Source organism: Serratia sp. CY40230, assembly GCF_052168835.1.
GTDB classification, from domain to species: Bacteria; Pseudomonadota; Gammaproteobacteria; order Enterobacterales; family Enterobacteriaceae; genus Serratia; species Serratia nematodiphila.
Genome location: NZ_JBJNLX010000002.1, coordinates 264,211 through 289,180, shown reverse-complemented (window position 1 = coordinate 289,180; position 24,970 = coordinate 264,211). Strand labels below are relative to the sequence as shown.

Genomic DNA, 24,970 nt, shown 5'->3' with positions numbered 1-24,970 from the left:
TGCCGACTGTCCAGGGGGGGCTTTTGATGAATGGGCGGGGTTAACTAGGTTAATTCTTATTTTTAATGACGTCATTGTTAATTCCTTTATGTCGATATAACATTGAAGATTATCAACTCTCATTTGTGTAGGTTATATGCGCTATATTAAAGAACTGGAGGGATTGCGAGGTTGCATGGCCTTGTGGGTTGTACTGGGGCATGCATTGGCTGCTTTACCTCTTATTTCGCACAAAATCCCTCCGGCTATACTAAACTCATATGCCGTAGATGTTTTTATTATCCTGAGCGGCTTTGTTATTTTCTTTATGATAAATAATAAAAAGCAAAGCTACGGTGTTTATTTGACTCAGCGTTTCTTTAGAATATTCCCAGTATATATTTTTGCGTTGACGGTCTCTATCTTATTAATCCATTTCTCCCAAAGCGTTCTTATCAGCTCTCCTGAATCCCCCTCGACGGCTCACCGTCTTGAGCTCATTGATGCTTTCCTGCAGCAACCCGTATGGCACAGCCTTGCCCACTATTCACTTCTTCAGGGGCTGATTCCCGGTTCCATCTTGCAGGATGCGCCATATACCATCATCGGGCAAGCCTGGAGCGTTTCAGTGGAATGGCAATTTTACCTTATCGCACCTTTGCTTTTTATCTTGATAAATGGAATGCAAGAGAAGAAAAACCTGATCGCATTAGTCGCTATATTTGTCATCTTGATTGCCGGTGGGTTTATATTAACTGGTGGCTACGTGGGTAATAACTTGCTGGCCTTCTGTATCGGCTTTATCTCATTCTTCTATTATCGAGATGTTCAACCCGGTTTATCAAAAGGGAAGAGTCGTGCCATTTTTGTCGCGACGTCGATTATCGCGGTGTTGATGTTGAAAAAAGATGCGATCCCTGTCGTTATTTGGCTTGTCGCCTTTAACGTGGCGATTTCTAAACAGCAGTATTTCTCTGATTCCCTATTTACTCGAATTCTTGATAGTAAGCCTATTCTGTTCTTGGGCCGGATCTCTTACTCTGTATATATGATTCATATGATCGTATTGTATTTCGTTCTCTATGTGGCAAATCAACTCGGGATTGAGGGTTGGCTGAGTTACGTCGTTGTGCCAGGCGCCACCGTCATCATTTCGATCGTGCTGTCATACATGACATATACCGTCATCGAAAAACCGTTTATTGCTTTAGGTAAACGCCTGACAGCAAGCAAAGAGCGTCAGGCCTCCTCCGCGCTGACCTAACAGCGCGCTTCTGGCTGAGGTTTCTGCGCTCGCAGAGAAAACTATCTTGCCCATCGGGCAAGATAGTGAACGCCGCAATTTTTTGACTTCCCTGAATCATTTCCCGCCGCAACTTGATGAATGTCATGTCCTTTCGTGCGATGTTTAGGCAGAGTCAACCGCAAATTCTGCGTTCGTGGCAGACTTCCACAACATGAAAAATAGATTGAGGAAACATGATAGAGCTTCTTATTGGCGCGGCGGTGGCGGCGGGCGTGGGCCGTTACATCATCAAAGGGTATTCCGCCACGGGCGTCTTGATGGTGGGAGGGCTGCTGCTGCTTGGTATCAGCGCCCTGATGGGGAAAACGCTGTTGCCGTCCGGCGCCGCATCTACCGGCTGGCGCGCGACCGATATGATCGAGTACGTCAAGATTTTGCTGATGAGCCGCGGCGGCGATCTGGGCATGATGATCATGATGCTGTGCGGTTTCGCCGCCTATATGACGCATATCGGCGCCAACGACGTGGTCGTCAAGCTGGCCTCGCGCCCATTGCAGATGATCAATTCGCCTTATCTGCTGATGGTGGCGGCCTATTTTGTTGCTTGCCTGATGTCATTGGCGGTCTCTTCCGCTACCGGGCTCGGCGTATTGCTGATGGCGACGCTGTTCCCATTGATGGTGAACGTTGGCATTAGCCGCGGCGCCGCGGCGGCCATTTGCGCTTCGCCGGCGGCGATTATCCTGGCGCCGACTTCCGGCGACGTGGTACTGGCAGCCAAGGCGGCGGAAATGCCGCTGGTGGACTTCGCGTTCAAAACCACGCTGCCTATCTCGATTGCCGCCATCGTCTGCATGGCCGTGGCGCACTTTTTCTGGCAGCGTTATCTCGATAAGAAGAGTGATGAACAGCACCACATTATGGACGTCAGTGAAATAAAAACGCATGCGCCGGGGTTCTATGCGATTTTGCCGTTTACGCCGATCCTCGGCGTGCTGATCTTCGACGGCAAATGGGGGCCGGAGCTGCACATTATTACCGTGCTGGTAGGGTGCATACTGTTGGCGGCAGCGATCGAGTTTGTACGCAGCTTCAGCGCCAAACAGGTATTCAGCGGTCTGGAAGTGGCGTATCGCGGTATGGCGGACGCTTTCGCCAGCGTGGTGATGCTGTTGGTGGCCGCGGGTGTCTTCGCGCAAGGGTTGAGCACCGTCGGCTTTATCAGCGGCTTGATCGGGTTGGCGCAGTCGTTCGGTACCGGCGGTTTGATCATGATGCTGGTGTTGGTGGTGATCACCATGCTGGCGGCCATGACCACCGGCTCCGGCAATGCGCCGTTCTATGCGTTTGTCGAACTGATCCCGAAACTGGCGGCACAGATGGGCGTGAATCCTGCCTATCTGGTGATCCCGATGCTGCAGGCCTCGAATCTCGGCCGCACGCTGTCGCCGGTCTCCGGCGTGGTGGTGGCGGTTTCCGGCATGGCGAAAATCTCGCCGTTTGATGTGGTGAAGCGTACTTCAGTGCCGGTAATTGTCGGGTTGGTGGTGGTGATCGTGGCGACGGAGCTGCTGGTTCCCCAGTAAAAGGAAGGCCGGGCGATGCCCGGCCTCGATGTTAAACCTCGTACTCCTCCGGTGGAGGAGGCGGGGTGATCTTCACTTTCAGGATGCGGTGGCTGTTGACCTCCAATGGTTCGAACAGGTAGTCACCGATCTTGATTTGTTCGCCTTCTTGCGGCACGCGCTGACTGTGTTCCATCAACAGCCCCGCCAGCGTGTGGTATTCGCGCTTGTCTTCCAGCGGCATCGGCAGGTACAGCACCAGATCTTCCAGCGGCATATAGCCGTTGGCGATCCAGCTGCCGTCTTCGTTTTGCTGAATGTCATGGCGTGCGTCCACCTCTTCGCCGGCCTCCGGCAGGTTGCCTGCGATGGTTTCCATCACGTCTGTCAGGGTAACGATACCTTCGACCGAGCCGAACTCATCGACCACAAAGGCAAAATGCGTCTGCGCCTGGCGGAATTGCTCCAGGGCGCTTAACAGCGTGAGCTGCTCCGGGAAGATCAACGGTTGGCGTATCAGCGCACGCAGATCCAGCGGCGCCTGCGCCAGTTGCTGTTTGAGGACGTCGATGGTGTGGATCACGCCCAGCGGTTCGTCGCTGGCACTGCTTTCCACCACCACGATGCGCGTGTGCTGATTACGTTCCAGCAACTGCGTCAGCTTTTCCTGCGGATCGTTCAGCTCAAGGTATTCGACGTCGTGACGCGAGGTCATGATGCTACTGACCGTACGCTGCGCCATGCCGAGTACGCGTTCGATCATGCGCCGCTCTTGCTGATTGAAGATCTCGCCGTTTTCGCTGTCGCTGTCCGCCAGCAGGTTGGCGGAATGGCTGTCGACCTCCGCTTCTTCATGTTTGCCGCTCAGCATGCGCAGCACCGCTTCGGCGGTGCGTTCACGTAGTGGCCGCACCTTCGACAGGAAGCGACGGCGGTTGAACTGCGCCAGCTGGTTCAGCGCCTCGATCATGACTGAGAAGCCGATCGCCGCGTAGAGGTAGCCTTTAGGAATGTGATAGCCGAAGCCCTCCGCCACCAGGCTAAAGCCAATCATCAGCAGGAAGCTCAGGCACAGGATAACGATAGTCGGGTGCGCGTTGACGAAGCGCGTCAGCGGTTTGCTGGCCAGCAGCATCAGACCGATGGCGATACAGACCGCGATCATCATCACCGCCAGGTGATCGACCATCCCCACCGCGGTGATCACCGAGTCGAGCGAGAAAACGGCGTCCAGCACCACGATCTGCGCCACGACCGGCCAGAAACGTGCGCCTTTGCGCGCGCCGTGCTGCTCTTCGTCCTTGCCCTCCAGCCGCTCATTGAGCTCCATGGTGGCTTTGAACAGCAGGAATATCCCGCCGACCAGCATGATCAGATCGCGGCCGCTGAAGGGGTGCTCCGCGACGATGAACATCGGTTTGGTCAGCGTCGCCAGCCACGAGATGGAGGCGAGCAGTGCCAGACGCATGACCAGCGCCAGCAACAAACCGACGACACGGGCCTTATCTCTTTGTTGTTTTGGTAATTTGTCCGCCAGAATGGCGATGAAGACAAGGTTGTCTATACCCAGCACGATTTCCAGCACGACCAAAGTGGCCAGGCCGGCCCAAATTGTTGGATCAGCGATCCATTCCATACGCCCAATTTCACCTGTAAGTTCTACGGCTTATGCCGCACGGGAATGATGGGCGTTGAGGCGGCAAAATTCAACTTTAATCGGGAGGATGTGGTTCAGAACAGGAGGATTGCCGTAAACATCGATCGGCGCCGAGCGGCCAAAGGAATCAAGGGCCTGGGGAGCAAATATCTACCGGGATGCCATACGCTCAGAAAAGAAACGCCTTATTAAATTTATTTAAATCAAAACATTAAAACAATTTTCTTTGGCTATGATTCTTATCGGTATGTGGCACGAGTAGTCTTATTCTGAAAACGGCTGACTGGGGGGATCTAAGGCTTGTATCACTTAGACATTAGTATAAGAATCTTAGTCATATAACGGCAGTAACTAACATTGTTTGGTTATAAAGGCACCGGTTTTTTTATTTTTTTGTGAACAGCATGACAGTTCAAACGAAGAATGAGTGCCGCTTTGCATAAAAATTGCCTGGCTCATGCAATGACGTGGGGGGATGCGTCATTAACAGTACGTTGGTAGCTGCAAGCCAAGGGCGGTAGCGTGCCCGATTGAATCCTCTTGTTCACGCTGCACAGATGAATGCAGCGCTACGATGAATTGGAATGAAAATGCAAACAAGACTTAAGGCAGTGATCCCCGTTGCGGGCTTGGGAACCCGTATGTTGCCGGCGACCAAGGCTATCCCTAAAGAAATGTTGCCCGTGGTCGATAAGCCCTTAATCCAGTACATTGTTGCTGAATGCGTGGCGGCGGGGATTAAAGATATCGTATTGGTCACGCATTCATCGAAAAACGCGATTGAAAACCATTTTGACACTTCGTTTGAGTTGGAGGCGATGCTTGAAGCGCGCGTGAAGCGCCAGCTCCTGAGTGAAGTGCAAAGCATTTGTCCACCGGATGTGACCGTGATGCAGGTGCGTCAAGGGCAGGCGAAAGGATTGGGGCATGCGGTGCTTTGCGCCAAACCAATGGTGGGTGATTCTCCTTTCGTTGTGTTGTTGCCCGATGTTTTATTGGATGATTCTACGGCGGATTTGCGCCAAGAAAATCTGGCTAAAATGATCCAACGTTTTGGCGATACGGGTTACAGCCAAATCATGGTTGAACCTGTGCCGGAACAGGATGTGTCCAAATACGGTGTGGTAGATTGCGCAGGCGCGACGATCGCAGCGGGAGAAAGCGCACCGATGACGGCGGTGGTTGAGAAACCAGCCCGCGAGGATGCCCCTTCCAACCTGGCCGTCGTCGGCCGGTATGTGCTTGCCGCCGATATTTGGCCGCTACTTGAGAAAACCCCTCCCGGCGCGGGTGATGAGATTCAACTGACCGATGCGATTGCGATGCTGATGGATGAACAAACGGTGGAAGCATTCCATATGAGCGGTAAGTCCCATGATTGCGGTGACAAGTTTGGCTATATGAAGGCGTTTGTACAGTACGGTCTGCGTCACGGTTCGGAAGGTGAAAATTTCAGCCGCTGGTTGAAACAGACGTTGGGAAAGTAACAGGCTGTCGCCACTGCGGCTGAAAGCGATCACGAGATTGAATGAGGTCTACCATGACGAAGTTGAAAGCGGTTATTCCCGTTGCCGGATTGGGCATGCGTATGCTGCCGGCGACCAAAGCGATTCCGAAAGAGATGTTGCCAATCGTTGATAAACCGTTGATTCAATACATTGTCAACGAATGCGTCGCTGCGGGGATTAAAGAGATCATCCTGGTGACGCATTCTTCCAAGAACGCCATTGAAAACCATTTCGATACCTCATTCGAGCTGGAGGCGATGCTGGAGGCACGCGTGAAACGGCAACTGCTGGATGAGGTGCAGTCGATAACGCCAAAAGGCGTGACGCTGATGCACATTCGCCAGGGGCAGCCAAAAGGACTGGGACATGCCGTTCTCTGCGCTAAACCGTTGGTCGGTGATTCTCCGTTTGTCGTTCTGTTGCCGGACATCTTGCTGGATGACGCAAAAGCCGATTTGAAGAAAGACAACCTGTCACACATGATTGCGCGCTTTGAGCAGACCGGTCTGAGCCAGGTTTTGGTGCAAAAGGCAGACGAACATGTGCTGCATGATTATTCCGTGGTTGAGTGTGAGGCCAGCAACCTGAAACCTGGCGAAAGTGCCCGTATCACATCGATTATTGAAAAGCCGGCGCCGGAAACCAAGTTGGAATCCAACTACTCTGCGGTAGGGCGCTATGTCTTGTCCGCCGATATTTGGCCGCTGCTGGAGACCACGGAACCGGGAGCCTGGGGGCGTATTCAACTGACCGATGCGATTGCAGAATTGTTGAAACGCAAACCGGTCGAGGCGACAGAGCTGGTGGGTGAATCGTTCAACTGCGGTGAAAAACTCGGTTACCTTCGCGCTTTTGTCACTTATGGATTGCGTCACCCAACCCAAGGCAAAGCTTTCCGTGAATGGGCTGAACAGCTGTCGCTTTGAGTAAAACTTCTCGCTTCTCTCGATGAGGGCCGTTGCCATCATGGCGGGAGAAGCTAGAATAGTTGTTGAATTTTGGGGAATTTCACTGTCCCATTTTTTATATTAGTATACATTTTACTGCGATTATCCGAGTTGCTATGGCGAGAGAGTTTTATGCGGTATGGCCGTGTGCTTATGACAAGTCGCTGTTATCAATAAAAAATTAAAGCTTAAACTCGCCTCCGCACTGATTTTTACCAGTGCCGGGCATCCCAGTTTATTTATCCTGCTCATAATAGCTTTGCTCTTATCAACGGCAGATAAACGTTCTCGATAATTGCAAACAGAGCCCATGTTTTAAGACGGCGCAGCAAGCGACAGACAGTTTGATAAGGTTACAGAGACGCTGCCACGGTTGGCGCGCATAGTAGCTTTGCAGATACATTTACTTGAAAGTGATGATAATTTGATGGCAAAACGACAATTGAAAGTGATATCACTATTGATATCGATTAGCGTAATCAGTGGATGCACTGTGTTTCCTGGAACCCATTTATCGACCAGCGGAAAAGACGTCGTAAAACAAGAAGATGCTGACTTCGATATCGATAAGCTGGTCAACATTTACCCTATGACACCGAAGCTGTTGGACTCGATGCGTCCGACACAGGTGGTTGCTCAGTCGAATGCGCAGCTGGATGCCTCGTTGCGTACGTATGAGTACCGGATCGGGATCGGCGACGTCCTTAACGTTACCGTCTGGGATCACCCTGAGCTGACCACGCCTGCGGGGCAATACCGCAGCGCCAGCGACACAGGCAACTGGGTACACTCCGACGGCACGATCTTCTATCCTTATATCGGTAAGGTAAACGTGGTGGGTAAAACCGTTACCCAAATCCGCGATCAAATCGCCTCCCGTTTGGCTCAGTACATCGAAAGCCCGCAGGTTGACGTCAATATTGCCGCTTTCCGCTCGCAAAAAGCTTACGTGACGGGTGAAGTTACCAAATCCGGACAGCAGCCTATCACCAACGTACCTTTAACTGTGATGGATGCGATTAACGCCGCGGGCGGTCTGACTGAAAATGCCGACTGGCGCAACATCGTTCTCACGCATAACGGAAAAGAGCAGAGTCTGTCGCTGCAAAAACTGATGCAGAATGGCGATCTGACTCAAAACCGCCTGCTTTATCCGGGGGATATCCTCTACATTCCGCGCAATGACAATCTGAAAGTGTTTGTCATGGGTGAAGTTAAAACGCCGGCAACCCTCAAAATGGATCGCAGCGGCATGACGTTGACGGAAGCTCTGGGGACCACCCAAGGCATTTCGCAAACCAGCGCCGATTCTACGGGGATATTTGTTATTCGTCCTCTGCATGGGACTCAAGGCAACAAACTGGCTAACATTTACCAGCTGAACATGTCAGATGCGACGGCGATGGTGATGGGGGCTGAGTTCCAACTGCAGCCTTACGACATCGTCTATGTGACGGCAGCTCCTGTTGCGCGTTGGAATCGTCTGGTATCGCAGTTAGTGCCAACCATCGATGGTTTCAACAACCTGACGGAAGGTACTTTGCGTATTCGTAACTGGCCGTAGAGGAATACGCCATGTTTGATTCTGTTTTGGTCGTATGCGTTGGTAATATCTGTCGCTCTCCAACCGGAGAGCGGCTGCTTAAGCAACAGCTGCCGCACAAGAAAATTGCTTCTGCCGGCATTGGCGCTCTTGTTGGTAAACCCGCAGATAGTGTTGCTGCGGCAGTGGCGGAGTCGCATGGTCTTTCTTTGGATAACCATGTCGCGCAGCAATTAACCAAGGAAATGTGCCGTGACTATTCTTTGATACTGGTAATGGAAAAAAACCATATCGAGGCCGTATGCCGCTTGGCTCCCGAGGTTAGGGGGAAAACGATGCTGTTTGCCCATTGGTTAGGTCAGAGTGAAGTTCCGGATCCCTACAAGAAGAGCCAGGAAGCGTTTGAGTTTGTATACAACCTTCTGGCGGAAGCTGCGCAGAAATGGGCACAAGCATTAAATCGTTAACCAGAGATGACAATGATTGATAATAGCAAATTGGGCCCCAATGCGGGTGCAAGTAATGATGAGATTGATTTGGGTCGGCTACTGGGGACTTTACTAGATCACCGTTGGCTAATTATAGGGGTTACGACATTATTTGCCGTTATTGGTATTGTCTACTCTCTTTTCGCAACGCCGGTTTATCAATCTGATGCGTTAGTCCAGGTTGAGCAAAGTTCTGGAAACTCGATCCTCAATAACCTTTCCGAAATGCTACCTTCCGGTCAGCCTGGTTCAGCTGCTGAAATAGAGTTAATCAAGTCACGCATGGTTCTGGGCAAGACAGTGACTGACCTGAACCTGAATACGGTTGTTGAACAAAAGTACTTCCCTGTATTCGGTCAGGGTTGGAACCGCCTTATGGGGAATGAGCCTGGCAAGATTGCATTGTCGCGGCTTTCAATTCCTTTGGGATGGAGTGAAAAAGACATCGAATTGGAAGTTATTGATAAAAATAACTTCGTTTTGAGCGTCGATGGTGATGAATTCCTTAAAGGAAAAACCGGTGAGTTGGTCAAACAGAAAGGCGTAACATTACTGGTCAGCGAGATTGACGCTAAACCAGGCACTGTCTTTAGTGTTTCTAAACGTAGCGACCTGATGAGCATTAACAGCGTTCTCGCTTCTTTAACGGTGGAAGATAAAGGGAAAGACACTGGTGTTCTGGCGTTAACGTTGCTTGGTGAAGATCCTGAACTGGTGGGCAAGACTCTCGACAGCATTTCGAAAAACTACTTGCTGCAAAACGTTGAACGCAAGTCGGAAGAGGCAGCTAAAAGCCTGGACTTCTTGAAAGAACAATTGCCACAAGTCAGGTCTTCTCTGGATCTCGCGGAAGATAAGCTCAATAAATTCCGTCAAGATAATGATTCCGTTGATCTGTCACTTGAAGCCAAATCCATGTTGGACAGCGTCGTTTCTGTCGAGTCGCAATTAAACGAGTTGACATTCAAAGAGGCTGAAATTTCCAAGCTGTACACCAAAGAACACCCTGCATATCGGGCGTTGATGGAAAAACGCGGCACGCTGGAAGGTGAACGTGAAAAGCTTAACAAGCGTATCAGCGTGATGCCAAAAACCCAGCAAGAAATTTTGCGCCTTACTCGTGATGTTGATGCGGGCAAAGAAATCTATACGCAACTGCTTAATAAACAGCAGGAACTGAGTATCACCAAGGCCAGCACCGTTGGTAATGTGCGTATCATCGACCCCGCGGTTACTCAACCAAAACCGGTTCAACCACGTAAAACCTTGATTGTACTGCTCTGCGTAGTTCTGGGGGGCATGTTCTCCGTTGGCATCGTTATGCTCAAAACCATGCTGCATCATGGGATTGAGAACCTGGATGAGCTGGAGCAACGTGGCATTAACGTTTATGCCAGTATCCCGCTGTCAGAATGGCAACAGAAAAAAGATCGTGAGGTATTATTGCGTAGCAACCGGAAATCTAACGCACGGGCTAACTCTTTGCTCGCCGTTGGGAACCCGGCTGACTTGGCTATTGAGGCTGTGCGCAGTCTGCGTACCAGCCTGCATTTTGCAATGATGGAAGCGAAAAACAATGTGCTGATGATTTCGGGGGCTAGCCCAAATATCGGTAAAACTTTTGTCAGTATCAACCTGGCTGCCGTTATTGCGCAAGTGGGGCAGCGTGTATTGGTAATTGATGCCGATATGCGTAAAGGGTATTCGCACAGCTTGCTTGATACTAGCTGGCAAAATGGTCTTTCAGACATCCTTTCTGGCAAGATTGACGCCAAAACTGCGGTACGGCCAACTCAGATCGGTGGTATGGACTTTATCCCTCGTGGGCAAGTTCCTCCGAACCCATCAGAGTTGTTGATGCACAGCCGGTTTAGCGAGCTGGTAGAGTGGGCCAACGAGAACTACGATCTGGTACTCATCGATACACCACCGATTCTTGCCGTGACTGACGCAGCGATCATCGGTCACCATGTAGGAACCGCGCTGATGATCGCGCGTTTTGGCATGAATACGGTGAAAGAGATTGAGGTGAGTATTCGAAGATTTGACCAGAATGGTATCGAAATCAAAGGTGTTATTCTCAATGCCGTCGAGCGTCGCGCGAGTAGCTACTATGGTAATTACGGTTATTACCAGTACGAGTACAAATCCAGTAGCAAAGATGCTTAATTCTCAGTAGTGACTTTTCTTAGTGAGGTTATAACTTTTTATAACCTCACATCCATTCGAAAATATGATCTGCAACGCAGCGTTATCCTGATAAAAACCGGCCATTATGAATATATTAATTGTTAATACATTATATGCACCTTTCAAGGTTGGCGGCGCGGAAGTGTCGGTCCAACTTTTAGCGGAGGAGCTGGTTTCCAAGGGTGACAGAGTACGTGTTGTTTGTCTCCATGATGAGAAAACCAGGAAGCAGACTGAATTAAATGGCGTAGAAGTTGTTTACCTGCCTCTTAAGAATTTATATTGGCCTTTCAATAACGCGCGGAAAAACAAGGTAAAAAAAATACTCTGGCACTTGATTGATAATTTCAATCCAATGATGAATCGGCTCTTTGAAAAAGAGCTGGATGATTTCTCACCTGATGTGGTTCATACTAATAATATCAGTGGATTTTCCGTTGCTATTTGGGATAGCGTAAAAAAGAAAAATATCAAGCTTGTACATACAACTCGTGATTATTATTTATTCCATCACAATTGTACCTTATTTAAAGATGGCAACAATCTTGATGCTTGTTCGGCAAAGATAAAGTTAACTTCGTTTATTAAAAAGTATAAGAGCAAAAAAGTAGATAATTTTATCGGCATCAGTAAATATATTTCCGCATTACATAGCGATAACGGATTCGCAAAAAAAACTGCACACCATTATATTTATAACCCCATTAAAGAAATGTTTGTTAATAATGTAGCCTCTCCAATAATTCGCGTTGGTTTTATTGGTCGACTAACGGCTGATAAAGGTTTTAGCGCTTTTTGCGACAAAGCGAAAGAGATGGCGATACCAGGTGAAATCGAATTCTATGCGGCAGGAAGGTTGGCTGCTTCAGAGGAAGGGAATCTACTGAAATCCAAAGCAGAGAAAGCCGGTGTTCACTTGCTTGGCTTTGTACCCGTTGAGTCTTTTCTGGCCAACATTGATATGATTTATTTGCCGACTATGTGGAATGAACCTTTTGGTCGTGTCGTCGCAGAAACGGCTTCTGCTGGGAAACACGTCTTTACTTCTTATGCGGGCGGGGTTGCAGAAATAGCTGAGTATTTTGAAAATATTTATGAGCTTAATGAATTTACTCTTGAAAGGCTAAAGGAATTAAAAAATAATCACGTGAAACCGCTCGCTGTAAACCCCTTTGATGTCAGGCAATTAGCTACTGATTATAAAGAGATTTATGAAAAATAATATGAGATTTTCATCAAAAAAAGTCGCTGATTATTTTGTGATAACCTATCTGATAGTTCTTTCTGTCAGCGGTGTTTTGAATATCATTGCACATAATACAAGTCGGTTCCTATTAATATATAAAGATATTTACTCTTTAATTCTCCCTGCTTTTCTGCTGTTATACGTTATTGCCAGTCAGGCCAAGGTAGGGCCAGGCTTCCGTAATTATGTGTTGCTTTTTATTGGGATGGTACTGCTTTCCCTTAGCTATGTATTGATATCCGTACTTAATAATAATTTCAAAATTGGTAACGTCGTTACGCAGTTTCGCTTTGAATTATTCACCTATTCATCTCTATTGGTTGGTGCATTGCTTGTTTGCCTTGAACGCGATCATCGTATGCAACTGCTGATGCGGATCATAAAAGTTTACATCATAGTTACCGTTATTAACTCTATATTCGCCATTTTAGAAAGCGTATTTTCAAGTTTACTTTATGCTGTGGCAGGTGTTAACCCTGGGTTGCAATTTACTCAAGTAGGTAAAGATAACGGGCTTATTCTTCGTTCTGCTAGCGGATTTTTTAGGGCGATTGGTCTCTTTAGCGGACCATTTACTTTGGCGGAATTTTTGTTCTTTGGCCTAATATTAAGCCCCTTCGTCAGTAATAAACATAGATTTAAATATATTATAATTGTTACTGCGGGGATTGTCTGCTCGACGTCAAAGACTGCCATGATTATGGCGGCAATTTACTTTGGTTACCTGTTTCTTCGCCGATTCTTACCGCTCAAATTGAGTTTAGCCGCCGTGGTGTCGGTTTGCATTGTATTGCTGACGTTCTTCTATATCACGATGACCGATTTGGGGGTCTATAAATCCCTATATTCCAGTGATAATAACTACGCTGAACAAAGTATCTTGGCGCGAATTTTACTGATTGAAGAAGTTAGAAACAGCGATACCTATTCGATATTCACCGGTGCAGGGTATGGCGTTAATGGTAACGCAGCTACCGGGGACGATGCGGCAATTCCACTGGACAGTATTTATATCTTCTTACTTTCAAATTACGGAGGTCTGGGGATATTCATCTTCCTGTCAGCTTCATCAATAATTTTACTCAGGCTATATAATAAAGTTTGTCGCGGCTACTTTTTCCCCGGGGTTTTCCTTTATTGGATGATTTCAATTTCAATTAACTTTGTCTATAACAATCCAATTACGAACTATCCAGGTTATATTTTCTCAATTATTATTTCCGCTCTACTGTTATCGTTCAGACAGGATGAATTTTATAAAGTGGCCGATGCCGAGCAAGTCCAGGCTCCGATGAATAAGCCTGGATTTTAACGTGACGTCGCCATAGAGGTATATATGATTTTTGTTAATGCAAGGTTTCTTACTCAGGATTTAACCGGTGTACAACGCTTCGCTGAGCAGATTAGCATGGCGTTGCAAACGTTGAGAAATGATGTTGTTTTTGTCTCGCCGGGTGATATTAAAAATAAAAAAGTTGCTGACTTGCTTAATGTGAAAGTGGTCGGAAAAAATTCAGGACATCACTGGGAACAGCGCGACCTTCCTGCTTTCTTGAAAAGAAACGATAACCCTTTGCTGGTTAACCTGGGGAATACCGCACCACTTTGGTATAAAAATAAAATTGTCACGCATCATGATGTAACATATAAGAAATTCCCGGAGAGCTACTCTAGGAAATTTCGCTTGATGTATAACTTGCTGATCCCGGTGATGTTGAGAAATAGTCGAGCACTATTGACAGTCAGTGAGTTCTCAAAGAAAGAGATTACGGCAGCTTATCGTTATAACCCGGAAAAAACCTTTGTCATTTACAATGCGGTATCTGATATCTTTAAACCTGCGAGTACAAACATCAAATCTGACGAAGAGAAGTTCCTGCTGGCCGTTTCATCCCCTAATTATCATAAGAACTTTCATGGCTTGCTGGCGGCCTTTTCCAGCGTGTCTAAACACTCGAATGTTAAATTGAAGATAATTGGTGGTGCCAATAAAAACTTTGCAGGAATGAATTTTTCCGGTAAAGATGAAAATGATATGAAGAACGTCGAATTCCTTGGCCGCGTCACTGATGATGAACTCGTAAGTATATATCAAAAGGCGCTGGCTTTTGTTTTTCCTTCATTTTACGAAGGATTTGGTATTCCACCATTAGAAGCGCAGGCATGCGGTTGCCCCGTGGTTTCGTCAAATCAGGCATCCTTGCCCGAAGTGTTAGCAGACAGCGCAATGTATTTTGATCCTTATAATAATCAAGATATGGTTAATGCCCTCGAAAATATCATTCAGAATGGTGAAATGCGAGAGGAGTTAAAAAACAAAGGATATAAAAACATTCTCAATTACTCTTGGGTCGAGTCTGCCAGGAAGTTAGACGGCATCATCAATAAATTATAATTAGCGGCATTCCATTTATGAAGCGTGCTTGCATTATAGTGTCTAATATCTTCGACCAATGGTTGTGTGAAAAATGAGTAATCTTGTAAAGAATATATTCTATTTGGTTACGGAAAAATTCGCGACTACATTTATTCTTTTATTATCGAATGTCATTGTTATCCGCTATCTTGGTGTCGAAGACTTTGGTAAATTAGCAATCTTCCAGCTCTATTATTTGTTGGCGGTTACGGTATCTGAGTTCGGTATACGCAGGGTTTATTCTTCGCTGAAGTCCCCAAGTCGCGAAGCCTTAATTTTTAACCAGGCTTTCAATATAAAACTGGCCAGCTCTATCTTTTTCCTGATAGTGGCTTTCTTGTATTTATATATTAGCAACTATGATATAAAGTTTTACGCTCTGCTGCTGGCATTTGTTGCATCGCCCTTCGAGATATTTACCTATCATTTCGAAGCTAATTTAAAAAATGCAACATTGGTGAAAATTAGGGTTTCTGTATCTCTGCTGATGGCATTGTTACGGATTCTATTGTGTTTCACCGGTGAAAATAATCTGTTTTATATTATGCTGACTTACGCGGTCAGTAATCTTATTATTAATATTCTCTGTGTGTTCGCCACGCGAAAGCACAAAATGAAAATTACAAGGGTAAGAAGCAGACTCTATCGATCTACGATAAGAAAGCATTTATTCAGTCGTTCGTTGTTCTTTTGGATATCGGTTGTTATCGTTCAGCTTAATATGCGAACCGACCAATTTATGTTGTCTTTGCTTGCGGGCACAGCCAGCGTAGGGATTTATGCCGGTGCTTACAAGTTGGTAGAGCAGTTGCTGACGATCCCATCACTATTGGCCGGGGTGTTTTTGCCCTATATCAGCAAGAGCCAATCTTTAGATAAAGAAAGGTACCTTGAAAAACTTTATCTGTATGGGTTACTCGTGAGTATTCCTATCAGTTTATCGTTGGCACTTATTTCTCCTTGGTTGATTCCGTTTTTACTTGGCAAAGCGTTCACCGCATCGGCCCCTGTCTTTGCTGTTTTGATGTTGTCATTGCCGATACTCGTTATTGTTAACCTGAGCGGGTTATATTACAGCATATTTAAACTTGAACGCTTTGCGATTATACGAAATGCTTTTGGCTTATTGCTGAGTATTGGTCTTAACTATTTTTTGATTAAGCATTATGGTGCAACTGGCGCGGCTGTTTCCGTTCTTATCAGCTATAGCTGTGTCGCATTTTTCATTGAGTGGCTGGTGCCAAAAACCCGTCAAAATGCAAGTATTAAACTTAAGGTCTTAATGGACCTTTTAAAATTAAATACCTATCAGGAATTAATTGTTAATGTTAAAGCTAAACTTCTCAAGAAATGACAAATTAAGATCTCGGGTTTTTTGGTGGGAACCTAAGGATGGTGTCCATAATGCTGGAGATCATCTGGCAAAAGTCATTGTTGAGCAAATGCTAACGCTGAAAGATAAAGGTATTATTGATAAGCGTAATGCGAAGAACAAGCTGCTTTCTATTGGTTCTGTCATGCATTTCGCCAATACGGGAGACTGTGTGTGGGGAACGGGAATCAATGGGAAAATAAGCCATGATCAACTCAAGTTCTCCGATCTGGATGTGCGTTCAGTTCGCGGCCCTTTGACTCGTGAATTACTCCAGAAACGTGGTATTGAAGTTCCTGAGATTTATGGCGATCCCGCTTTGCTGCTACCGACATTCTTTAGCCGGGAGCTTTTGACTGATGAGTCGTTACAGCGTGATCTGATCATTATCCCCCATATGAATGAGGATTTTAAAAAGTACGACAAATACTCCGCTGCGCTCTGTTCACCTCGTCAAGGGGCCGTGGCATTCACCAAAGCCATTGTTAATAGCAAATATGTTGTTTCCAGCTCATTACATGGTGTTATTATTGCTGAGGCCTATGGCATACCGGCAATATTCCTGGATGGCAACAGTGGTGAATCCAAGTTTAAGTATGATGATTATTATTTTGGAACGGGCAGGGAAGAATACCCTATCGCCTCAACCATTGAGGAGGCTATGTCGATGACACCGGCCAAGCCAATTGATATGCCGACAGTGTCAAGTCGTATCTTCAAAGCGTTCCCTTACGATTTGTGGTGATCTCGTCGCACCCGTCAATAAAATACTTTGACGGGATTAAACAACGTAGGTAGTGAAATGAAGATAGCGTATTATCCAAAAAACACTGGCACCAATGACTATAGCAACAGGTTCAAAGCAATCCTCTCTAACTTCGGTGAGGTCAGTGGGGTTTCTTTTAAAAGTATTATCGGGAAGCTGGCTAAGTTAGATCTTGCAAGATACGATATTATATTTATTAACTGGCTCGACTCAGGGATAATTGATAAACGTGGCAAGGTTAAGCGGATTTTGTTTTTCAAAGCAATCTTAAGAGTGATTCTATTTAAGATTGTGGCAAAAAAACTTATTTATGTGCGTCATAATTTATATCCGCACGGTACCAGAAGAGAAGATACTCATCGTGCCAAACGCTATTCTGATTTCTTAATGAAATTCTCGGGCCAGGGTATCGTTCATTCGCCTACAGCGATCAAATCAGGCTTAGATTATGTTCCACATCCGCTGTATAAAACGGATAATGAATTTATACATAATCAGATGCAACAAGTCATTAAAGATGATTACTTCGTTTTTTTTGGTAGGATAAATAAGTATAAGAGACTTGAGGAGCTCATGCGCAGCTTCCCTGCGAATAAGAAGCTGGTTATCGCTGGAAGCTATGATGACGAGAGCTATGTCGAACACTTACGAAAGTCCGCGCCAGATAATGTGACTATTCAGGCTGGATTCATCGACGATGCCACTGCTGAACTCATGATTTCCTCATCTCAAGGACTAATTATCTGCCATGCAGATCCTGACATGATCGTCAGCGGGAGCTTTTTCTATGCACTGTCGGTGAAAAGCCGAATTATTTGTGTTGAGACCGAGTTCCTTCGCTGGGCAAATATTGAGTTTGGTGATGATGTTGTGGTTTGCTTTAAAGATATAAATGACCTTCATGATAAAATAAGTCGACTGCATCCGGCTAAAGTATTTGACGACGATATTGTTGAACGTATTCAACATCATTTCAGTGAAGCGTCTATCTCAGATAAAGTTAAAGTATTGCTCTAGTATTACTGTATTTTTATTTTAGGTTGTGTTGGGAGGGGTATGCCTGAAGAGAAATTAAATGTAGGCGTAGTTGCCGATTGGCTAGTTACCTATGCTGGCGCAGAACGCGTAATTAAAGAGTTTATCGATATATATCCAGATGCTACTCTTTATTCTGTAGTTGATTTCCTGTCTGATGCTGCCAGACAGCAAATTCATAATAAGCATGCAGTCACTACATTTATACAAAATTTGCCTAAGGCGAAAACCAACTATCAGAAATATTTGCCGCTGATGCCTTTGGCCATTGAGCAACTTGATGTTTCTTCTCACGATGTTGTCTTATCCAGTAGCCATGCGGTAGCTAAAGGCGTGTTGACTGGCCCTGACCAGTTGCATATCAGTTATGTTCACTCTCCAATACGTTACGCTTGGGATTTGCAGCATCAGTATCTGCGCGAAGCCAATCTCATGAGCGGGATAAAGGGGCGCCTGGCTAAATGGTTGCTGCATAAAATCCGCATGTGGGATTACCGTACAGCTAACGGTGTCGACCATTTTATCGCCAACTCTCAGTTTATCGCGCGGCGAATAAAAAAAGTTTATGGTCGAGAGGCTGATGTTATTTATCCTCCGGTAGACGTTGATCGTTTCTTGCTTAACGAAAATAAAGATGACTTCTATTTTACTGCATCGCGTATGGTGCCCTATAAAAGGATGGACCTTATCGTTGAGGCATTCAGCACCATGCCGGATAAGAAACTCATCGTGATTGGCGATGGTTCTGAAATGGCTAAAATTAAGTCAAAGGCAGGAAAGAACGTCGAGATCCTTGGGTATCAGAGCAATGAAGTGCTCCAGGATCATATGTCGCGTGCCAAGGCCTTTGTTTTTGCGGCGGAAGAAGACTTCGGCATTACACCTGTGGAAGCTCAGGCATGTGGGACACCGGTGATTACTTTTGGCAAGGGGGGGGCGCTTGAAACCGTCCGTCCATACGGTGTAAGTAACCCAACAGGGGTGTTCTTTTACGAACAAACAGTGCCTTCATTGGTTGCCGCCGTGCAGCAGTTTGAGAGCATCCAGGATGAAATCAGCCCCGTCGATTGCCGCACGCAGGCCTGCAAATTTTCTGCAGAGCGCTTCCGGAACGAATTGACCACTTATATCAATGCCAAATGGCATGAATTTAATGCGGCTAAAACCATTCAATACTGATCGGTGAAATTATCATGAGCAATATCTATCCCGTTATTATGGCTGGCGGCACAGGGAGCCGTTTATGGCCTCTTTCCAGAGAGTTATTTCCTAAACAATTTTTGGCATTGTGCAGCGAGTTTTCTATGCTGCAAACGACGGTAAACCGTCTTGATGGCTTGGAAATTTCGAACCCTTTGGTGATTTGCAACGAAGAACACCGTTTCATCGTAGCCGAACAGTTGCGTCAGATTACGCGTTTGTCACATAACATCATTCTTGAGCCTGTAGGGCGCAATACGGCGCCTGCCATTGCGCTTGCCGCTCTGCAAGCGACAGCCGGCGGCGAAGATCCTTTATTACTTGTTTTGGCTGCAGATCACGTCATTCAAGACGAGAAAACATTCCGCAACGCGGTGCTCCAGGCTGTGCCATTTGCTCAGGATGGAAAGTTGGCGACCTTCGGCATCGTGCCTACAGGGCCCGAAACCGGTTATGGCTATATCCACAAAGGTGAAAGCGTTGACGGTTCTGCAACCTGTCAAGTTTCGCGTTTTGTTGAGAAACCTAACTTGGCAACGGCTGAGGAATATCTGCGGAGCGGCGAATACCTCTGGAACAGCGGTATGTTCCTGTTTAAGGCGAGCCGTTACCTGGAAGAATTGAACAAATATCGGCCAGATATTCTCGGCGCTTGTCGCCAGGCTCTGCAACATACCTCACCGGACCTTGATTTTGTCCGTGTTGATCGTGAGGCGTTCCTGACCTGCCCGGACGAGTCTATTGACTATGCCGTTATGGAACAGACTGCAGATGCCGTTGTCGTTCCTCTTGATGCAGGCTGGAGTGACGTTGGTTCCTGGTCTGCGTTGTGGGAAATCAGCGAAAAAGACGCTTCGGGTAACAGCACCTTCGGTGATGTGCTGCAGCATGGCTCCACGAATAATTACATCCGCGCGGAACATAAACTGGTTGCTACCGTTGGCGTAGATAATCTGGTCGTTGTCGAGACCAAAGATGCTGTGTTGATCGCCAATAAGGATAAGGTTCAAGACGTTAAGGAAATCGTTAATCATCTGAAACGCAGCAAGCGGCCTGAAAGCAAACAACACCGAGAGGTTTATCGTCCCTGGGGCCAGCATGATGCGATTGCGCAAGGTGAACGGTTCCAGGTGCGTAAAATTACCGTCAAACCCGGCGAAAAATTGTCCCTGCAGATGCATCATCATCGCTCTGAGCACTGGGTGGTGGTTTCAGGAACGGCTAAGGTAACGAAAAATGGGGTTGTTCAATTTGTGAGTGAGAATGAGTCCGTTTATATTCCGATCGGTGTGGAACACTCTTTAGAAAACCCTGGAAAAATCGCGCTGAATTTGATTGAGATTCAGTCAGGTTCTTATTTGCATGAAGATGACATTGTCCGATTCGATGACAGTGGAAAGTATGATTAAAACCTGTGCACCTTGGTTATCAAGGTGCAGTTGCGCAACATTTTGGTAAGGATTTTCAGATGGCTCAAACTTTGACGTGTTTTAAAGCATACGATATTCGTGGTCGGTTAGGCGAAGAATTGAATACGGATATAGCCTATCGCATTGGACGTGCTTATGGTGAGTTTTTAAAACCATGTGAAGTCGTGGTTGGTGGAGACGTGCGTTTAACCAGTGAGGAGCTGAAGCTTGCATTGGCAGACGGCCTGCGTGATGCGGGTGTAGACGTGCTGGATATTGGATTAAGCGGTACCGAAGAGATTTATTTCGCCACTTTCCATTTAGGTATCGATGGCGGCATTGAAGTGACTGCCAGCCATAATCCAATGGACTACAACGGCATGAAACTGGTGCGCAGCCAGGCTCGACCGATCAGCGGGGATACGGGGCTGCGTGACATACAGCGATTGGCTGAAGAGAATAACTTTGAGAAGGTGGATCCTTCTTCCCGCGCTAATTACCGCCAGGTATCAATCAGTGAAGCCTATGTGGCGCATTTACTTGGTTACATTGATACGGATAACCTGAAGCCGCTTAAATTGGTTGTTAACTCAGGTAATGGCGCCGCCGGCCATGTTATTGATGCCATCGAAGCGCGCTTCAACCAATTGAATGTTCCCGTTGAGTTCATCAAGGTCCACCATCAGCCGGATGGGAATTTCCCAAATGGCATTCCTAATCCTTTATTGCCCGAGTGCCGTGAGGACACCGCTCAGGCGGTTCGCCAACATAAAGCGGATATGGGGATTGCCTTCGATGGGGATTTCGACCGCTGTTTCTTGTTTGATGAGAATGGTGGTTTCATCGAAGGTTATTATATTGTTGGATTGTTAGCTGCCGCATTCCTGGAAAAAGAGGCGGGTGCGAAGATCATTCACGATCCGCGTTTGAGCTGGAACACCATCGACGTAGTTTCCGCGAGCGGTGGGGTGCCGGTAATGTCCAAAACCGGTCACGCTTTTATTAAAGAGCGCATGAGAAAAGAAGATGCGGTATATGGCGGTGAAATGAGTGCTCACCACTATTTCCGAGAGTTCTCTTACTGTGACAGCGGCATGATCCCGTGGTTGTTGGTTGCCGAGCTGGTTTGTCTCAAAAATATGACGCTGGGGCAATTGGTTAAAGATCGCATGTCGGCATATCCGGCTTCCGGAGAGATTAATAGCCACTTGCAGGATCCGCAAACGGCAATTACCAGGGTTCTTGAGCGTTATCAGCCTGACGCGTTGCTGCTTGACCAAACTGATGGGATCAGCCTGGAGTTCTCGGACTGGCGCTTTAACCTTCGGAGCTCTAATACTGAACCTGTTGTCCGTCTCAATGTTGAATCTCGTGCCAATCCGGCTTTGATGCAACAGAAAACAGAAGAGATTCTTGCCTTGTTGCGCAGTTAAACTCTGTAACTACGCTATATTGGAACCTTGGGTAGTTTCTACCCAAGGTTTATACGAGATATAGGTACCAGAGCAACTTATAAAAGGCATCTATACTATGATAGTGAATAGGCAGTTATCTATGAATGGTTTCCGTCGTGGGAGTTTACATACGAATGCATCCCTGACATCTATGTTGCAACGTTTTAGCGATATCTTTATCGTCTTTTTCGGGCTTTATTTATCGTGTTTACTGTCCGGCACCCGATTCGCGTTGCAACATTGGGTCATGGTGCTTACGTCAATTGTGATTTTCCAAATGATAGGCGGTATTACTGATTTCTATCGCTCTTGGCGTGGCGTCCGTGCAGGGCTGGAAATTCGACTTATTTTGCAAAACTGGACGATAAGCCTGTTGCTAACCTCCGGGGCTGTTGCTTTCGTGAACGATTTTAGCAATGAATACATCGTTTACGTCCAATGGTATCTGGTCGTTTGCTGTGGTTTGGTCATTACGCGCAGTACTATTCGCCTGATGTTGGGTTACATGCGTAATCTCGGATTCAACACCCGTAATGTGGCCGTGATGGGGTCAATGCCGGTGGGGATCCGTTTGGCCGAAACGTTGCGTGATGCCCATTGGATGGGATTCCGCGTATTGGGCATCTATGATGACAGTGAAGCGCCATTGGACAGCGAGATCGAGCGCCGCGGTAATTTTGCACAGTTGATCGAGGACGCAAAATGCGGAAGGATCGATAGAATTTATATTGCGATGTCAATGGAGCAAGAGCGGTTAATAAAGGATATAGTTTCCGAACTTTCGGACACGACCTGTACGGTAATGCTTATTCCTGACATATTTACGTTTAATATTCTGCAGTCTAGAACTGAAGAGATTAATGGTGTTCCTGTTGTCTCTTTGTTTGATACGCCAATGAGCGGTGTTAATCAGGTCATTAAGCGAGTAGAGGATGTTATTCTCTCCATTTTTATTCTCCTGTTCATTTCTCCCGTGTTGCTCCTGATTGCCGCAATGGTCAAGCTCAACTCCCGTGGCCCCGTTATTTTTAAACAGCGCCGATATGGCATGGATGGAAAAGCGATAGAGGTCTGGAAGTTTCGCTCGATGAAGGTCATGGAGGACGGCGATAAGGTTGTTCAGGCAAAAAAAGGCGATACTCGCGTCACATCGGTCGGTGCCTTCCTTCGCCGCACGTCTTTAGATGAGTTGCCTCAGTTTATTAATGTTTTGAAAGGGGACATGTCAATTGTCGGTCCTCGTCCTCATGCTGTGGCCCATAATGAACAATACCGTAAATTAATCAGGGGCTATATGTTACGTCATAAAATGAAACCTGGTATTACCGGATGGGCTCAGATAAATGGCTGGCGGGGTGAGACTGATACTCTGGATAAAATGGAGAAGCGGGTCGAGTTCGATCTTGACTATATCCGAAATTGGAGTGTCTGGCTTGATGTTAAAATTGTTTTTCTGACAATATTCAAAGGGTTTGTCAGCAAAGCGGCGTATTAAACTTGTTCTGGGATGTGTCACCATATTCCTTTTTTGAAGAAAAATTCATGAGTGGTCTTTTTATTCGGGAGGTTATGTTGAAATATTCACCAAGTGCCGAGGGTAAAAATATTGGCCGCTATGCCAATAAAGTTAAAGCATTGGCAGTTGCGGGTTTGCTATTGTTAGGGCCTTACCAATATGCAAGCGCTTTTGAAGTCGGGGTGAATGTTCATTTGCGGCATTATCCTAAGCCAACAGATAATTACCTGACCTTAATCAAGGACTATGGTTTCACATCCTTTCGTGCTGGATATTTATGGGGAATGGTTGAGCGCAATGCTGGTGATTTTAAAGTCGTCGGCCCACTAATCAAAGAGGATGATGCATTCCAGCAGGGGGTCTCGAAATATGGGCTGAATTCACTGCTCATACTGGCTTATGGCAATGCCGCATATAATTCGCCTGATTATCCAACGACTCCGGAAGCTATCGATGGCTTCGCCAATTACGCTTATTGGACGGCGAAGAGATTCAAGGGAAAAGTTAAATACTATGAGATTTGGAACGAATGGACCGTGGGAACGGGGTTGAAAAAGAAAAAAGCCGTTCCGCCACCTGAAGTCTTTGCCGCACTGGTGAAGAAAACGTCTGCGGCCATTAAACGTGCGGATCCTGATGCCATCGTCATGGCTGGTTCTCTCAACCCTCTGGGCCAGCGCGGAATTGACTGGTTTGACTCGTTGATGAAGTTGGGAATTTTGAGTGATATCGATGCAATATCTTTGCATCCTTATTCTTATCGCAATGAGAATATGGCGTTAAGGAACCCTGAAGATAACCTCGCTGCAATTGATAAGTTTGAGTCAAGAGTCAAGGCGTTTTCAAAAAGAACCGTTCCTCTCTATATAACAGAGATGGGTGTGCCGACCTATAATGGCCCGGGAGGGTTAAGTAACGCAGCCGCTGCGCAATATATTGTCAAATATACGATGATGGCAAAGGCTCGTTCCTATATCAAAGGAGTATGGTGGTATGATCTCATTGACGATGGTGATAATCCAAAGATAAATGAGCACCGGTTCGGTTTGCTTAATCGGCAAGAAAAACCGAAGCCATCAGCTTTAGCTTATGAGAAGATAGCTAAAGTTGTGCGCGATTACAGCGTCAGTGATTATAAGGAGACAGCGAATGGCGTTGTCAGTATCGCTTTGAAAGGTGAGGGTAATCAATATGCGATGCTGTATTGGCAGAAGTCCAAAGCGCCGCAGGCTTCAGAGCAACCAGGTGCTTTGAAATCCCTGATGAGCAGCGTCACGGGGGCTTCAGCCCAACAACCCGATGTGAAACCTCTTGCTGAATTGACTAATCAAGCGGCGGTTTTACAAGGCGATACACCAGTGCTGCTGCTGTCGGATAAACCTATTGTGGCGCCAACTCATTGATTTATTTTCATTAAGTGTTGTTGTCTTGTT

19 protein-coding genes are annotated in these 24,970 nt (G+C 46.6%); 18 read left to right on the top strand and 1 reads right to left on the bottom strand.

What is annotated here, in order from left to right; genetic code table 11:
• Nucleotides 1–136: 136 nt before the first annotated feature.
• A complete protein-coding gene (locus tag ACJ8IJ_RS08485) occupies nucleotides 137–1,243 on the top strand; it encodes an acyltransferase family protein (RefSeq protein ID WP_234721190.1) in 1,107 nt (368 codons plus the stop codon).
• A 215-nt stretch (nucleotides 1,244–1,458) separates the two neighbouring features.
• Entirely contained in the window at nucleotides 1,459–2,811 is a 1,353-nt protein-coding gene (dcuC, locus tag ACJ8IJ_RS08480) for an anaerobic C4-dicarboxylate transporter DcuC (protein ID WP_015377222.1), read from the top strand.
• Nucleotides 2,812–2,842: 31 nt separating this feature from the next.
• Here the strand turns inward: dcuC and ACJ8IJ_RS08475 are convergent, their stop codons facing one another.
• On the bottom strand, nucleotides 2,843–4,426 hold the full coding sequence (locus tag ACJ8IJ_RS08475; RefSeq protein ID WP_004938908.1) for a TerC family protein: 1,584 nt from the start codon (nucleotides 4,424–4,426) through the stop codon (nucleotides 2,843–2,845).
• Between the two features lie 611 nt (nucleotides 4,427–5,037).
• On the opposite strand from ACJ8IJ_RS08475, the gene galU (ACJ8IJ_RS08470) reads away from it, so the two are divergent.
• From galU (ACJ8IJ_RS08470) to ACJ8IJ_RS08395, 16 genes are all read left to right on the top strand, one after another.
• Nucleotides 5,038–5,934: a UTP--glucose-1-phosphate uridylyltransferase GalU gene (gene galU / locus ACJ8IJ_RS08470; RefSeq protein ID WP_049187620.1), complete on the top strand. Its 897-nt coding sequence runs from the start codon at nucleotides 5,038–5,040 to the stop codon at nucleotides 5,932–5,934.
• A gap of 53 nt (nucleotides 5,935–5,987) precedes the next feature.
• Nucleotides 5,988–6,881: a UTP--glucose-1-phosphate uridylyltransferase GalU gene (galU, locus tag ACJ8IJ_RS08465; protein WP_049187369.1), complete on the top strand. Its 894-nt coding sequence runs from the start codon at nucleotides 5,988–5,990 to the stop codon at nucleotides 6,879–6,881.
• A gap of 448 nt (nucleotides 6,882–7,329) precedes the next feature.
• The gene (locus ACJ8IJ_RS08460; protein WP_004938903.1) at nucleotides 7,330–8,466 is read left to right on the top strand and encodes a polysaccharide export protein; all 1,137 of its coding nucleotides are present in this window, start codon (nucleotides 7,330–7,332) and stop codon (nucleotides 8,464–8,466) included.
• A gap of 11 nt (nucleotides 8,467–8,477) precedes the next feature.
• Nucleotides 8,478–8,912 carry an arsenate reductase/protein-tyrosine-phosphatase family protein gene (locus tag ACJ8IJ_RS08455; protein WP_004938901.1) on the top strand — a complete coding sequence of 145 codons (435 nt, stop codon included), beginning with the start codon at nucleotides 8,478–8,480 and terminating at the stop codon, nucleotides 8,910–8,912.
• Nucleotides 8,913–8,924: 12 nt separating this feature from the next.
• Entirely contained in the window at nucleotides 8,925–11,102 is a 2,178-nt protein-coding gene (gene wzc, locus ACJ8IJ_RS08450; RefSeq protein ID WP_004938899.1) for a tyrosine-protein kinase Wzc, read from the top strand.
• A 106-nt stretch (nucleotides 11,103–11,208) separates the two neighbouring features.
• Nucleotides 11,209–12,345, top strand: a complete 1,137-nt coding sequence (locus tag ACJ8IJ_RS08445; protein WP_131164463.1) for a glycosyltransferase family 4 protein — start codon at nucleotides 11,209–11,211, stop codon at nucleotides 12,343–12,345.
• The gene (locus ACJ8IJ_RS08440) at nucleotides 12,335–13,681 is read left to right on the top strand and encodes a hypothetical protein (RefSeq protein ID WP_239664287.1); all 1,347 of its coding nucleotides are present in this window, start codon (nucleotides 12,335–12,337) and stop codon (nucleotides 13,679–13,681) included. Before ACJ8IJ_RS08445 ends, ACJ8IJ_RS08440 begins: the two co-directional genes overlap by 11 nt.
• 24 nt (nucleotides 13,682–13,705) lie before the next feature.
• Nucleotides 13,706–14,764: a glycosyltransferase family 4 protein gene (locus ACJ8IJ_RS08435; protein ID WP_049187376.1), complete on the top strand. Its 1,059-nt coding sequence runs from the start codon at nucleotides 13,706–13,708 to the stop codon at nucleotides 14,762–14,764.
• A gap of 73 nt (nucleotides 14,765–14,837) precedes the next feature.
• The gene (locus tag ACJ8IJ_RS08430) at nucleotides 14,838–16,139 is read left to right on the top strand and encodes a flippase (RefSeq protein ID WP_004938889.1); all 1,302 of its coding nucleotides are present in this window, start codon (nucleotides 14,838–14,840) and stop codon (nucleotides 16,137–16,139) included.
• Entirely contained in the window at nucleotides 16,111–16,902 is a 792-nt protein-coding gene (locus tag ACJ8IJ_RS08425) for a polysaccharide pyruvyl transferase family protein (RefSeq protein ID WP_033645818.1), read from the top strand. The genes ACJ8IJ_RS08430 and ACJ8IJ_RS08425 overlap by 29 nt, the downstream gene beginning before the upstream one ends.
• A 57-nt stretch (nucleotides 16,903–16,959) precedes the next feature.
• On the top strand, nucleotides 16,960–17,940 hold the full coding sequence (locus ACJ8IJ_RS08420; protein ID WP_049187379.1) for a hypothetical protein: 981 nt from the start codon (nucleotides 16,960–16,962) through the stop codon (nucleotides 17,938–17,940).
• Nucleotides 17,941–17,979: 39 nt separating this feature from the next.
• Nucleotides 17,980–19,137 carry a glycosyltransferase family 4 protein gene (locus ACJ8IJ_RS08415; protein ID WP_048797161.1) on the top strand — a complete coding sequence of 386 codons (1,158 nt, stop codon included), beginning with the start codon at nucleotides 17,980–17,982 and terminating at the stop codon, nucleotides 19,135–19,137.
• Nucleotides 19,138–19,145: 8 nt separating this feature from the next.
• A complete protein-coding gene (locus tag ACJ8IJ_RS08410; RefSeq protein WP_152733827.1) occupies nucleotides 19,146–20,567 on the top strand; it encodes a mannose-1-phosphate guanylyltransferase/mannose-6-phosphate isomerase in 1,422 nt (473 codons plus the stop codon).
• A 59-nt stretch (nucleotides 20,568–20,626) separates the two neighbouring features.
• A complete protein-coding gene (gene cpsG, locus ACJ8IJ_RS08405) occupies nucleotides 20,627–22,000 on the top strand; it encodes a phosphomannomutase CpsG (protein WP_442518527.1) in 1,374 nt (457 codons plus the stop codon).
• A gap of 121 nt (nucleotides 22,001–22,121) precedes the next feature.
• Nucleotides 22,122–23,516, top strand: coding sequence for an undecaprenyl-phosphate glucose phosphotransferase (gene wcaJ / locus ACJ8IJ_RS08400; protein WP_033645823.1), 1,395 nt, complete (start codon nucleotides 22,122–22,124; stop codon nucleotides 23,514–23,516).
• 2 nt (nucleotides 23,517–23,518) lie between these two features.
• On the top strand, nucleotides 23,519–24,940 hold the full coding sequence (locus tag ACJ8IJ_RS08395; RefSeq protein ID WP_241766742.1) for a cellulase family glycosylhydrolase: 1,422 nt from the start codon (nucleotides 23,519–23,521) through the stop codon (nucleotides 24,938–24,940).
• The last annotated feature ends 30 nt before the right edge of the window (nucleotides 24,941–24,970 follow it).

Coding starts and splice junctions, on each gene's coding strand:
- ACJ8IJ_RS08485 (WP_234721190.1), top strand. CDS start 137: ATGCGCTATATTAAAGAACTGGAGGGATTGCGAGGTTGCATGGCCTTG.
- dcuC (WP_015377222.1), top strand. CDS start 1,459: ATGATAGAGCTTCTTATTGGCGCGGCGGTGGCGGCGGGCGTGGGCCGT.
- ACJ8IJ_RS08475 (WP_004938908.1), bottom strand. CDS start 4,426: ATGGAATGGATCGCTGATCCAACAATTTGGGCCGGCCTGGCCACTTTG.
- galU (WP_049187620.1), top strand. CDS start 5,038: ATGCAAACAAGACTTAAGGCAGTGATCCCCGTTGCGGGCTTGGGAACC.
- galU (WP_049187369.1), top strand. CDS start 5,988: ATGACGAAGTTGAAAGCGGTTATTCCCGTTGCCGGATTGGGCATGCGT.
- ACJ8IJ_RS08460 (WP_004938903.1), top strand. CDS start 7,330: ATGGCAAAACGACAATTGAAAGTGATATCACTATTGATATCGATTAGC.
- ACJ8IJ_RS08455 (WP_004938901.1), top strand. CDS start 8,478: ATGTTTGATTCTGTTTTGGTCGTATGCGTTGGTAATATCTGTCGCTCT.
- wzc (WP_004938899.1), top strand. CDS start 8,925: ATGATTGATAATAGCAAATTGGGCCCCAATGCGGGTGCAAGTAATGAT.
- ACJ8IJ_RS08445 (WP_131164463.1), top strand. CDS start 11,209: ATGAATATATTAATTGTTAATACATTATATGCACCTTTCAAGGTTGGC.
- ACJ8IJ_RS08440 (WP_239664287.1), top strand. CDS start 12,335: ATGAAAAATAATATGAGATTTTCATCAAAAAAAGTCGCTGATTATTTT.
- ACJ8IJ_RS08435 (WP_049187376.1), top strand. CDS start 13,706: ATGATTTTTGTTAATGCAAGGTTTCTTACTCAGGATTTAACCGGTGTA.
- ACJ8IJ_RS08430 (WP_004938889.1), top strand. CDS start 14,838: ATGAGTAATCTTGTAAAGAATATATTCTATTTGGTTACGGAAAAATTC.
- ACJ8IJ_RS08425 (WP_033645818.1), top strand. CDS start 16,111: ATGTTAAAGCTAAACTTCTCAAGAAATGACAAATTAAGATCTCGGGTT.
- ACJ8IJ_RS08420 (WP_049187379.1), top strand. CDS start 16,960: ATGAAGATAGCGTATTATCCAAAAAACACTGGCACCAATGACTATAGC.
- ACJ8IJ_RS08415 (WP_048797161.1), top strand. CDS start 17,980: ATGCCTGAAGAGAAATTAAATGTAGGCGTAGTTGCCGATTGGCTAGTT.
- cpsG (WP_442518527.1), top strand. CDS start 20,627: ATGGCTCAAACTTTGACGTGTTTTAAAGCATACGATATTCGTGGTCGG.
- wcaJ (WP_033645823.1), top strand. CDS start 22,122: ATGAATGGTTTCCGTCGTGGGAGTTTACATACGAATGCATCCCTGACA.